This is a genomic window from Brevundimonas sp., assembly GCF_032107865.1.
In the GTDB taxonomy this organism is placed as follows: domain Bacteria; phylum Pseudomonadota; class Alphaproteobacteria; order Caulobacterales; family Caulobacteraceae; genus Brevundimonas.
Genome location: NZ_DAMCNG010000077.1, coordinates 1 through 11,410, shown reverse-complemented (window position 1 = coordinate 11,410; position 11,410 = coordinate 1). Strand labels below are relative to the sequence as shown.

The following is an 11,410-nucleotide window of genomic DNA, read 5'->3' as shown; positions in this document are numbered from 1 at the left end:
GGCCCCGCGCCCGGTCGCCATCGCCGCCGCGTCGCAGGCCCCGGCGCCCGCACCGGAACTGGCCGGCACCGCGACCGTGCTGACGCTGGGCGCCCACATGTGCAAATGGCCGATCGGCGACCCCTCGACCAGCGAGTTCAGCTTCTGCGGCCGCCGCGCCTCGGAAGGCGTCTATTGCGTCGAACACGCCCGCGTCGCCTACCAGCCCCAGGTCCGCAAGAGCGCCGGCAAGGACGCCTCGTCCGACCTGGCCCGCAGCCTGCGCCGGTACATCTAAGCCTGCTATCGCTCGCGACGCGGTCGCTCGCTGCTTGAGCTCTAAAGCCTGCTATCGCGCGTCGTGCGACGGTTCGCTGTTTGAGCAGAAGAGCCGCCGCGTCGTCGAGTTTCGGCCCCACGGCCGACACGAACGCCCCCTAAAGGGGCCGCCGTCCGCCCCGCCGCTTGCCGGCGGGCTCCGGGGCGGGACTGCGGTTCATCCGGGTTGACGCAGTCCCCTCCAGGCCCTCGCCCTCGGCGAGGGCTTTTTAGTTGGCCCTAACGCGCTCCGCGCTGCTTGAGGGCTTCTTTGTTGGCCCTAACGCGCTCCGCGCTGCTTGAGGGCTTCTTTGTTGGCCCTAACGCGCTCCGCGCTGCTTGAGGGCGAGATTACTCTCAGCTCTTTATCCGCAGAATGTCGCCAGTCCTTAGTTCAGAACGCGGCGAGCGTCGGGCACGTCCAGGCTGAAGGCCGGGATGGCGGCTTCGAACATCCGGCCTTCGGCGTCCTGCATGAAATAGGCGCCAACCATGGAGCCGGACGGCGTCGTCAGCGGGCAGCCCGAGGCGTAGGCGTAGCTGTCGCCCGCCTCGATCACCGGCTGTTCGCCGACCACGCCTGGACCGCGCACCTCTTCGACCCGGCCCAGGGCGTCGGTGATGGTCCAGCGCCGGGCCACCAGCTGCACCGGGCCGCCGCTCAGATTCACGATCTCGACCTGATAGGCCCAGACCCAGCGCCCCTCGGCCGGGTCCGACTGGCCCGCCAGATAGGAGGGGCGGACGCGAACGACGACGCCTTCGGTCTCGGCGGAGTAGGCAGGAGCGGAGTGCATGCGCTATATGCAGCCCGCCGTACGCGGGGTTCAAGCGTCTGTCGTCGCCGACAAGCTACACAGACGAGAAAATCCGTGTGAGAACAGGACGGCATGACCCGCTTTTCCATTCCCGACCAGCCCGGCATCCTTCCCTTCCAGGGCATTGAGACCCTGATCGCGGCGGGCGCCATCGCCTCCGACACCCCGTTCGACATCGATCAGGTCCAGCCCGCCAGCCTGGACCTGCGCCTGTCGGATCAGGCCTGGCGCGTGCGCGCCTCCTTCCTGCCCGGCCAGCGCAAGGTCGAGGAGCGCATCGCCGACGTCGCCATGCACGCCATCGACCTGTCGGGCGGCTATGTCATGGAGAAGGGCTGCGTCTACATCGCACGCCTGCAGGAGCGCCTCAGCCTGCCCAAGGGGCTGAACGCCCGCGCCAACCCGAAAAGCTCGACCGGCCGCGTCGACGTCTTCGTGCGCCTGCTGACCGATCAAGGCGGCAGCTTCGATGACGTGGACGAAGGCTATGAAGGCCCGCTGTATCTCGAGATCGCACCCCAGACCTTCTCCATCCTGGTCAAGCCGGGCACCCGTCTGAACCAGTTGCGCCTCAAGGCGGGCGAGCCGCCCAAGCTGGAGACCCGCAGCGTCGGCGTCGACCTGCGCGCGGGCGACAACGGCGTCGTCGGCTATCGCGGCCGCCGCCACGCGGGCGTGGTCAACATGGACCACATCGACGGCCACGACCCGCGCGACTTCTGGGAGCCGCTGACCCTGCGCCGGGGCGAATTGCTGCTGGATCCGGGCGAGTTCTACATCCTGGCCTCGTCGGACGATGTGGAGATCCCGGTCGACCAGGCCGCCGAGATGACCCCGATCGACCCCTCGGTCGGCGAGTTCCGGGTCCACTACGCCGGCTTCTTCGACCCCGGCTTCGGCACGGATGAAGCCCACGGAGCCGGCTCCAAGGGCGTGCTGGAAGTCCGCACCCACGACACCCCCTTCCTGCTGGAACACGGCCAGATCGTCGCCCGGCTGGTCTATGAGCCGCTGACCGAGCGGCCCTCGCGCCTCTACGGCGAAGGCGGCAGCCACTACCAGAGCCAGGGGCTCAAGCTGTCGAAACACTTCCGCCCCTGGGGCTGATCTGCCCTTCTCCCCTTGTGGGAGAAGGTGGGCGCCGGAGGCGCTCGGATGAGGGGTGTGGGCGCCGCGATCAGCCGATTGCGGCGCTTCTTCTATGCGAACATGACAGATGACGGCGACGACACCCCTCATCCGTCATGCTTCGCACGCCACCTTCTCCCACAAGGGGAGAAGGATCACTTTGAGCGCATCAGGTCAGCCTGTTCGCCTTCCTCAGACTGGGGAAGGCCTTGGCCCAGACGCCCGTGGCGGCCAAGGCGCCGAAGCCGCCGAACACCGCCGCGCCGATAGGGCCGAGCAGGCGCACCATGACCCCGGAATAGGCCTCGCCCAGCTCATTGGAGGCGCCGATGAACAGCATGGACACCGACGACACCCGCCCGCGCATGTGATCCGGCGTGGCCAGCTGGATCAGCGTCTGGCGGATGTTGACGCTGATCATGTCCGCCGCCCCGCCCAGGAACAGCACCGCCCCCGACAGCCAGACGCTCTTGGACAGGCCGAAGATCAGGGTGCAGACGCCGAACACCGCCACCGCGCCGAACATCCAGCGCCCGCCGTGGCGCACGATGGGGAAACGGCTCAGGTAAAGCGCCATCAGCAAGGCCCCCACTCCGAACGAGGCCCGCAGCAGGCCGAAACCGATGGCTCCGACGTGCAGGATGTCGCGCGCGAAGATCGGCGTCAGCAGGGCCACCCCCGCCAGCAGGACCACGACCAGATCCAGCGAGATGGCGCCCAGCACGATCTTGGTCTTCCACACATAGGCCAGGCCTTCCTTGACCTGCTGCACCGGGCCCAGCTTGGACGGGTCGACCTGCGGCTTGCCCTTGGTGCGGATCAGCACGAAGCAGGCGATCGCCACCAGGAACAGCGCCACGGCCGAGGCGTAGGCCAGCGGTACGTTGAAGCCGACGATGACCCCGCCCAGGGCCGGACCGGCGATGGCCCCGGTCTGGAAGGCGATGGACTGGGCGGCGATGGCGGGCGGCAGGGCCTTGCGCCCCACCACCATGGGCAGGAAGGCCTGGCTGGCCGGCGCCAGGAAGGCGCGCGCCGCGCCGAAGACGGCCGCCACCGCCAGCAGCCCCCACAACGGCGGCGAACCGTGCAGCGCCATCAGCAGGAAGGCGCCCGCGCACAGGCCCTCGACGATGATCGACAGGGTGACGGTGTGCTTGCGGTCGCGCCGGTCGGCCATGGCCCCGGCGGGCAGGGTGAAGGCCAGCAGCGGCAGGAACTGGCACAGCCCCACCAGGCCCAGATAGAGGCTGGCCTCCTCGATCGGATGATCGCGCCGGGCGATCTCATAGACCTGCCACAACAGGGCCGAGGACTGGATCTGGATGCCCAGGACCGCCACCATCCGCCCCAGCCACAGCAGGCGGAAGTCGCGGATGCCCCACGGGCTGGACGGACCGTCGTCAGGCGGCGAACCGGGCGGCGGTCCGGGCGGCAGCGGCGGTTGGGGCGGAACCGTCGGGGCGGAATCGATGCTTTCGGTCGTCACGGTCGTGGTGCGTCTTCAAACAAGGGGCGCTGTCGCGGCCGTCGGGCCTTCTCGCGGATGCGGGATATGCCTAAAGCAATAGCCTCATGAACGCCGCATCACATTCCGTCATCGATCCTGTCGACCTGACCCGCGACCTGATCCGCATCCCCTCCGTCACCCCCGCCGACGAAGGGGCCATGGACGTGCTGGAGCGCGCCCTGACCGGCCTGGGCTTCACCTGCCGCCGTATGGTGTTCGAGGGGCCGAGCGGCGTCGGCCACGACGCCCGGATTGAGAACCTCTACGCCCGGCGTGGAACGGCCTCGCCCAATCTCTGCTTCGCCGGCCATACCGATGTGGTGCCCATCGGCGACCTGAAGGCCTGGAGCGCCGGACCGTTCGAGGGCGAGACCCGCGACGGCGTCCTCTACGGCCGCGGCGCCGTGGATATGAAGGGCGGCATCGCCGCCTGGGTCGCCGCCGTCTCTCGCGTGCTGGCCCGAGACGAGATCGAAGGCTCCCTGTCCTTCCTGATCACCGGCGACGAGGAAGGCCCGGCCCTGCACGGCACCAAGCGGGTGGTCCAGACCCTGGGCGCCGAGGGCGAGGTCATCGACGCCTGCGTGGTCGGAGAGCCGTCCTCCGCCCACCACCTCGGCGACATGATCAAGGTCGGGCGGCGCGGCTCGCTGAACACCTGGATCACCGTCCACGGCAAACAGGGCCACGTCGCCTATCCCGACCGCGCCGCCAATCCGGCCCCGGTCATCGCCAGGCTGCTGGCCCGTCTCGACGCCCACGTGTTGGATGAAGGCTACCCCGAGTTCCCGCCGTCGAACCTCGAGATCACCACCATCGACGTGGGCAATCCGGCGACCAACATCATCCCGGCCGAGGCCAAGGCGCGGCTGAACATCCGCTTCAACCCGACCCACACCGGCGACGGCCTGATCGACTGGCTAAACCGTGAGGCGGGCGCGCTTCAGGCCGAGACGGGCCTGCGGATCGAGCTGGAGCATATGTGCTCGGGCGAAGCCTTCCTGACCGAACCCGGCGTCTTCGTCAGCGCCGTGCAGGATGCCGTCGAGGCCGTGCTGGGCCGCCGCCCCGAAGCCTCGACCACTGGCGGCACCTCGGACGCCCGCTTCATCCGCGCCCTGTGCCCGGTGCTGGAGCTGGGCCTGGTCGGCCAGACCATGCACCAGGTCGATGAGCGCGTGCCCGAGGCCGAACTGCGCGCCCTGACCGACGCCTATGAGCGCGTCATCGCCACAGTGCTGGAGCGTCTGAAACCCTGATCCGCCGGGTCATGTCACAGCTCGACGGTCTGTCTCGTCATGGAGGGACACCCACTCAAACCTCTTGGAGCCACGACATGACCCCGCGCATCGCCAACCCCGCCAAGGCCGCCCCCGACGCCTATCAGGCGATGGTGCGGCTGGAGCAGGCCGTCGCCGCCAGCGGCCTTGAACACAGCCTGCTGGAACTGCTGAAGATCCGCGTCTCGCAGATCAACGGCTGCGCCTATTGCTTGCACATGCACACCGCCGACGCCCGCCGGGCCGGTGAGGACGAAGTGCGCCTGCACCTGCTCGCTGCGTGGCGGGAATCCTCGCTGTTCAGCCCACGCGAACGCGCCGCCCTGACCTGGGCCGAGAGTCTGACGCGCATCGAACAATCCCAGGCGCCCGCCGCAGACTACGCCGTGTTCGAGGCCGAGTTCAGTGAATCCGAACAGGTGAACCTGGCCTTCGCCATCGGGGCGATCAACGTCTGGAACCGGCTCGCCGTCGGCTTCCGCTCGGCACATCCGGCAGGCCTGGCGCGTGTCGCCGCCTGATCCCTCGACCAAAGTCTTCGAGGCGCATCGGCCCCGGCTGACGCGCCTCGCCTACCGCATGCTCGGCTCCCTGGCCGAGGCGGAAGACGTGACGCAGGAGGCCTGGCTCCGATGGAGCCGGGTCGACCCGGCCAAGATTCGCGAGCCCGGCGCCTGGTTGACGCGCACCACCACCCGCCTGGCGCTGGATCTGCTGAAGTCCGCGCGCATGCGACGCGAAACCTATGTCGGCGCCTGGCTGCCTGAGCCGCTGATCACCCAGCCTGCGTCAGGCGTCGAGGAATTCGCCGACGACCTGACCCTGTCGCTGATGACGGCGATGGAGCGCCTGTCGCCGCTGGAGCGTGCGGCCTTTCTGCTGCACGACGTCTTCGATATCGGCTTTGACGAGGTGGCGACGACCCTTGAACGCGACGCCGGTTCCGTCCGGCAGCTGGCCAGCCGCGCGCGCCGCCATATCCAGGCGGCCCGCCCCCGCTACGCCGTCGAGCCCGCGGAAGGCGAGCGTCTCGCCCGCGCCTTCTTCGAGGCTGCGAAGTCCGGCGACACCGCCAGTCTGAGCGCCCTTCTGGCGGCGGATGTGACTCTGAGATCGGATGGCGGCGGCAAGGTCATGGCCTTCCACAACGCGATCCACGGCGCGCCGAAGCTGCTGCGTCTCTATGCCGGTCTTCATCGCAAATACAGCCGCCAGGGCTCTGAAATGCTCCGCCCTGTCTGGATCGACGGCCTGCCCGGCTACATCAGCCTGGAGCGCGGCCGCATCCTGCAGACGACAGCCCTGACCATCGTTGACGGCCGGATCGTCGAAGTCTTCATCACGCGCAACCCGGACAAGCTGGCGCACATCGCGGCTCTGTTGAACGAGCCGCCGCTCGCCTCGGCTTAGCGGCAGGCATCGACCCATTCGGCGGCGGTCAGTTCAGCCATCCGTTCGGGGCTGATGCGAACGGCGGAATGGAGGGCGCCCGCCGCCGGGATCACTACGTCCCACGCCTTCAGCGAGACGTCGCAATAGACCGACAGGGGCGTCGCCAGACCGAACGGGCAGACGCCGCCGACCGGGTGGCCGGTCACGCCCTCGACCTCGGCCAGGTCCAGCATTTTCACCTTGCCGCCGAAGGCCGCCTTGGCCTTGGCGTTGTCCAGCCGCGCATCGCCCGTCGTCACCAGAAGGACGATGCGGTCGCCCGCGCGCAGCGACAGGGTCTTGGCGATCTGGCCCGGTTCGACGCCGTGGGCGGCGGCCGCCTCGGCCACCGTGGCGGTGCTGACGCCCAGTTCGATGATCGCGATGTCCGGCGCCCGCTCCGCGAAGAAGGCCCGGACGCTGGCCAGACTCACGCCTCGCCCGCCGCTTCCAGTCGTGCGATGCGGCGGTCCATGTCGGCGACCTGATCCTTCAGCCGTTGCGCCTCGGACGCCATGTCGACCGGCGTGCCGTCGTCATAGGTCAGCTGCGCCCCCTTCTCGATCAGATCGAGACGGTAGAGGGCGGTGACGCGGGTCGCCTTGAACCGCTCCAGCTCGCTCTCCGGTGAGATGACGCGGGCCATGTCAGCGCGCCGCCACGACGATGACCTCGACCAGATAGTCGGGCGTGGCCAGCTTGGCCTCGCAGGTGGCGCGGGCGGGCGGGTTCGCCGGGTCGACCCAGGCGTCCCAGACGCCGTTCATCGCCTCGAAATCGGCGATGTCGGCCAGCCACACCTGGGCCGACAGGATCTTCGACTTGTCGCTGCCGCACTCGGCCAGGATGGCTTCGACCTCGGCCAGGGCGGTGCGCGTCTGGGCGGCGACGTCCTCGCCCGGTTCGCCGACCTGTCCGGCCAGGTAGATGGTCTGGCCGTGGATCACGGCCTGGCTCATGCGGCTGTCGGGCTGGATGCGGGTGATCATGACGGCTCCTTGCGCTGAGGCTCGGACTTAACGCGACGGGGCGAAGGCTCCAAGGACAAACGCCGGGCGCCTCTGCGTCTTCCTAAACGCAAAAAGCCGTGTCACAGGAAGCGCCATGGAAACGATCCGCATCGAGAACCGCATCGGCGTGCGCGCCACGGCCGAACGCCTCTGGGAGGTGTTGACGGACTTCGGCGGCTGGAACCGCTGGAATCCGCACGAGGTCGAGGTCGAGGGCGCCCTGGGCTTCGGCGCGCCGATCAGCCTGATGGAACGACTGCCCGATCTGGGCGAGCGTCAGGTGCAGGCGCAGCTGGGCGAGTGGGAGCCCAACGCCCAGCTGGTCTGGATCGAGCGCCGCGGCTTCCTGTTCCGCACCCTGCGCTACTATGAGATCGAAGAGCTGGAACGCGGCGCCTGCATCGTGTCGCACGGCACGGTCTTCACCGGCCTGCGCGCTGAACTGTTCCACGACAAACATCGCGCCCGCATCCGCCCGGCCTATCAGGCCATCAGCGAAGCTCTGAAGCGCACCGCCGAAGAAGGCTGAGACGTCTCAGCCCCTCAGCCGCCCTTCATCATGTCCTGAATATTGATGATGGCCGGGCCCAGGATGACGACGAACAGCACCGGCAGGAAGAACAGGATCATCGGCACGGTCAGCTTGGCCGGCAGAGCCGCAGCCTTCTTCTCGGCGGCAGCCAGACGCAGGTCGCGGTTTTCCTTGGCCATGACGCGAAGGGCCGACCCCAGCGGCGTGCCGTAGGTCTCGGCCTGGGTCATGGCGGTCGCCACGGCCTTGATGCCCGGATGCTGCGTCCGCTTAGCCATGCCCTCATAGGCCATGCGCCGGTCCGGAAGATAGCTGAGCTCGGCCGAGAGCAGGGACAGCTCCTCAGCCAATTCGATCGACTGGCCGCCGACCTCCTGGCTGACCTTCTGGATGGCCGCCTCGATCGACATGCCGGACTCCACGCAGATCAACAGCAGGTCGAGCGAGTCCGGGAAGGCCGCCATGATCGACGCGCGTCGCTTGTCGATCATGTTCTTCAGATAGATGTTCGGCGCATAGAAGCCGACGCCTGCAGCCATCACCACCATGGCGACCTGGGTCATCATCGGCAGGTCCGGCTTGACCACGACGAACAGATAGAAGGCCGTCAGCGCCATCAGGATGAAGGGCGTGGCGAAGCGGAAGAAGTAGAAGGTGTTCAGCGGACCGGGCCCTCGGAAGCCCGCCTGAACCATATTCTCGGCCACCTTGGGGTCTTCCAGCAGCTTCGTCAGGTTCAGACGCGCGACCACCCGGCTGCGATAGCTGTCATCGGTCTGGCGCAGGCTGGAGCCTTCGCCAGACCCGCCGCGCATCGCCTGACGCGACCGACGGCGCAGTTCCTCGCGGCGCTCGGCCACGGCCTTCATCCGCTTGTCCAGCCGCGCGCCGCCGCCGACGAAAGAGGACAGCATGGTCAAGACGCTGGCGAACACCGCCACGCCTACGCCGATGCTCAAGAGGTTCTGCGGGTCGGTGATGAAGCGCATGAAGCCGTTCACGTCGTCGCCCCCATCTCAGAACTTGAAGGAGATCATGCGCTTCATCACGAAGACGCCGATCGCCATCCACAGGGCCGCGCCCATCAGCATGACCTGTCCGCGGATATCCGTGAACATCAACAGCATGTAGCTGGGGTTGGTCAGCATCACGAGGATCATGACCGCCGGCGGCAGGGAGGCGATGATGCCCGCCGAGGCGATGGCCTCGGACGACAGGGCCTTGATCTTCTCGCCCATCATCCGCCGGGCGCGCAGCACCGTGGTCAGATTGCCCAAGGCCTCGGCCAGGTTGCCGCCCGACTTCTGCTGGATGGCGATGACGATGGCGAAGAATTTCAGCTCCGGCGTCGGCATCCGCTCGTACATCTTGTCCAGGGCCTGGGCGAGCGTCAGCCCCACCCCCATGCCCTCGACCAGGGTGCGGAACTCGCCGGCCAGAGGCTCGGGGCTCTCGCGGGCGATGATCTTGAAACAGTCATGGACCGGTAGGCCGGTCTTGATGCCGCGCACCAGGATGTCGATGGCGTCGGCGAAGGCCAGGGAGAATTTCTTCATCCGCGCCTTGGCCTTCATGCCGACGATCCAGCGCGGCAACCCCAGACCCGTCGCCACGCCGACGCCCAGGACGATGAAGATGTTGGCCCCCAGAACGAAGGCCAGCAGCGCCCCGATCAGACCCGCGACCACGCTGATGATGACGAAGGTCCGCACAGAGAGGCTCAGCCCCGCCTGTTTCAGCTTGGCGGCCGTGGTCATGCGCGCCTTGCGCTCGCGCCGATCGACCTCCTGAAGCTGCAACAAAATCTGCTTGCGGCGCGCCTCGGGCGTATTGGCCGCCGCGGCGCGCTTGGCGTTCGCCGCCGCCTCGGCCCGCATCCCGCCCATGGTCTTGGCGCGCTTGACCGCCTGGCTCGAGGAATCGTCGCCGCCGACCAGCACCCAGCCGACGCCGCCGATGGTGATGAAGGCCAGGATCGCCGCCAGGATGGGAAGCAGCATCGCCCCTACTCCGCCGCGTCCAGAGCTTCGGCCAGTTCCCGCTCCAGCCCGTAGTAGCGGGCGCGGTCCCAGAAGCGCGGGCGGGCGATGCCCGTCGAGCGGTGACGGCCGGTGATCTTGCCGTGCGCGTCCTCGCCGGTGATGTCGTAGACGAACAGATCCTGGGTGACGATGACGTCGCCCTCCAACCCCACCACCTCGGTGATGTGGGTGATGCGGCGCGAACCGTCGCGCAGGCGCGCGGCCTGGACGATGACGTCGACCGACCCGACGATCATCTCGCGGATGGTTCGAGACGGCAGGCCGTAGCCGCCCATGGTGATCATCGATTCCATCCGGCTGATGGCTTCGCGCGGGGAGTTGGCGTGCAGCGTCCCCATCGAGCCGTCGTGGCCGGTGTTCATGGCCTGCAACAGGTCGAAGGCCTCGGGTCCGCGCACCTCGCCGACGATGATGCGCTCGGGGCGCATCCGCAGACAGTTCTTCACCAGATCGCGCATGGTGATCTGGCCCTGCCCCTCCAGGTTCGGCGGGCGGGTCTCCAGGCGCACGACGTGCGGCTGCTGCAATTGCAGCTCAGCGGCGTCCTCGCAGGTGATGACGCGCTCGGTCGGGTCGATGAAGGCCGTCAGGGTGTTCAGCAGGGTCGTCTTGCCCGAGCCCGTGCCGCCCGAGATGACCAGATTGCATCGCGACGCGCCGATGACGCCCAGGACGCGCGCGCCCTCGGGACTGATGGAGGCGTACTCCACCAGATTGCGCATCGTCAGCTTGTCCTTCTTGAACTTGCGGATCGTCAGCGTGGGGCCGTCGATGGCCAGCGGCGGGGCGATGACGTTGACGCGGCTGCCGTCGGGCAGGCGGGCGTCGCAGATGGGGCTGGCCTCGTCGACGCGGCGGCCCACCTGGGACACGATCCGCTGACAGATGTTCATCAACTGGCCGTTGTCGCGGAAGCGGACATTGGTCAGCTGCACCTTGCCGCCGACCTCGATGAAGACCCGACCCGCGCCGTTGACCATGATGTCGGCGATGTCGTCGCGCGCCAGCAGCGGCTCCAGCGGACCATAGCCCAGCACGTCGTTCAGGATGTCCTGAACCAGATGCTCCTGCTCGGCCACCGACATGGAGACGTTCTTGATCGCCACCAATTCAGAGACGATGTCGCGGATTTCCTCGGACGCCGCCTTCTGATCCAGCTGCGCCAGCTGGGCCAGATCGATGGTGTTCATCAGGGCGTTGAAGATGGTGGTCTTCGTCGCGTGATAATAGTCGCTCTGCTCGCGCACGATCTCGGCGACGGCCTGGGCCTTCTTGAGCTGCTCCAGGCCCGGCGTGGCGCGCGGCCCCGCGCTCGAAGAGGCGCTCGGCGCAGGCTCGGGCTTGCGGCCCAGCAACCCGTCC

At 68.0% G+C, this 11,410-nt stretch carries 14 protein-coding genes; 6 read left to right on the top strand and 8 right to left on the bottom strand.

The window, feature by feature from the left end; translation table 11 throughout:
* The coding region (locus RT567_RS08430) for a GcrA family cell cycle regulator (RefSeq protein ID WP_313575735.1) at nt 1-277 on the top strand (277 nt) is incomplete at its 5' end.
* 409 nt (nt 278-686) lie between these two features.
* Here RT567_RS08430 and apaG read toward each other — a convergent pair.
* Nucleotides 687-1,094 carry a Co2+/Mg2+ efflux protein ApaG gene (gene apaG / locus RT567_RS08425; protein ID WP_313575733.1) on the bottom strand — a complete coding sequence of 136 codons (408 nt, stop codon included), beginning with the start codon at nt 1,092-1,094 and terminating at the stop codon, nt 687-689.
* Nucleotides 1,095-1,187: 93 nt separating this feature from the next.
* Between apaG and RT567_RS08420 the strand changes: the two genes are divergently transcribed.
* The gene (locus RT567_RS08420) at nt 1,188-2,222 is read left to right on the top strand and encodes a 2'-deoxycytidine 5'-triphosphate deaminase (protein WP_313575731.1); all 1,035 of its coding nucleotides are present in this window, start codon (nt 1,188-1,190) and stop codon (nt 2,220-2,222) included.
* 190 nt (nt 2,223-2,412) lie between these two features.
* On the opposite strand, the gene RT567_RS08415 is transcribed toward RT567_RS08420, so the two are convergent.
* A complete protein-coding gene (locus tag RT567_RS08415; RefSeq protein ID WP_313575737.1) occupies nt 2,413-3,681 on the bottom strand; it encodes an MFS transporter in 1,269 nt (422 codons plus the stop codon).
* 137 nt (nt 3,682-3,818) lie between these two features.
* Between RT567_RS08415 and dapE the strand changes: the two genes are divergently transcribed.
* From dapE to RT567_RS08400, 3 genes are all read left to right on the top strand, one after another.
* Complete coding sequence (gene dapE / locus RT567_RS08410) at nt 3,819-5,012, top strand: succinyl-diaminopimelate desuccinylase (RefSeq protein ID WP_313575729.1); 1,194 nt, start codon at nt 3,819-3,821, stop codon at nt 5,010-5,012.
* 77 nt (nt 5,013-5,089) lie between these two features.
* Entirely contained in the window at nt 5,090-5,554 is a 465-nt protein-coding gene (locus RT567_RS08405; RefSeq protein ID WP_313575727.1) for a carboxymuconolactone decarboxylase family protein, read from the top strand.
* Nucleotides 5,541-6,443, top strand: a complete 903-nt coding sequence (locus tag RT567_RS08400) for a sigma-70 family RNA polymerase sigma factor (RefSeq protein WP_313575726.1) — start codon at nt 5,541-5,543, stop codon at nt 6,441-6,443. The genes RT567_RS08405 and RT567_RS08400 overlap by 14 nt, the downstream gene beginning before the upstream one ends.
* Here the strand turns inward: RT567_RS08400 and RT567_RS08395 are convergent.
* Genes RT567_RS08395 through RT567_RS08385 form a run of 3 tightly spaced genes read right to left on the bottom strand, consistent with a single transcriptional unit; the run spans nt 6,440 to nt 7,453 of the window.
* Nucleotides 6,440-6,898, bottom strand: a complete 459-nt coding sequence (locus RT567_RS08395; RefSeq protein WP_313575724.1) for a YbaK/EbsC family protein — start codon at nt 6,896-6,898, stop codon at nt 6,440-6,442. The two genes, RT567_RS08400 and RT567_RS08395, sit on opposite strands and share 4 nt — an antisense overlap.
* Nucleotides 6,895-7,110, bottom strand: a complete 216-nt coding sequence (locus RT567_RS08390) for a hypothetical protein (protein WP_292057961.1) — start codon at nt 7,108-7,110, stop codon at nt 6,895-6,897. The genes RT567_RS08395 and RT567_RS08390 overlap by 4 nt, the downstream gene beginning before the upstream one ends.
* Nucleotide 7,111: 1 nt before the next feature.
* Nucleotides 7,112-7,453 (bottom strand): RidA family protein, encoded by a 342-nt coding sequence (locus RT567_RS08385; protein ID WP_003166358.1) that lies wholly within the window; start codon nt 7,451-7,453, stop codon nt 7,112-7,114.
* A gap of 115 nt (nt 7,454-7,568) precedes the next feature.
* Between RT567_RS08385 and RT567_RS08380 the strand changes: the two genes are divergently transcribed.
* Nucleotides 7,569-8,003, top strand: a complete 435-nt coding sequence (locus tag RT567_RS08380) for an SRPBCC domain-containing protein (RefSeq protein WP_292057957.1) — start codon at nt 7,569-7,571, stop codon at nt 8,001-8,003.
* 14 nt (nt 8,004-8,017) lie between these two features.
* Here RT567_RS08380 and RT567_RS08375 read toward each other — a convergent pair whose 3' ends face one another.
* The 3 genes from RT567_RS08375 to RT567_RS08365 form a co-directional block, all read right to left on the bottom strand.
* The gene (locus tag RT567_RS08375) at nt 8,018-9,007 is read right to left on the bottom strand and encodes a type II secretion system F family protein (RefSeq protein ID WP_313575721.1); all 990 of its coding nucleotides are present in this window, start codon (nt 9,005-9,007) and stop codon (nt 8,018-8,020) included.
* Between the two features lie 15 nt (nt 9,008-9,022).
* On the bottom strand, nt 9,023-10,006 hold the full coding sequence (locus RT567_RS08370) for a type II secretion system F family protein (protein WP_313575719.1): 984 nt from the start codon (nt 10,004-10,006) through the stop codon (nt 9,023-9,025).
* Between the two features lie 5 nt (nt 10,007-10,011).
* The coding region (locus RT567_RS08365; RefSeq protein WP_313575717.1) for a CpaF family protein at nt 10,012-11,410 on the bottom strand (1,399 nt) is incomplete at its 5' end.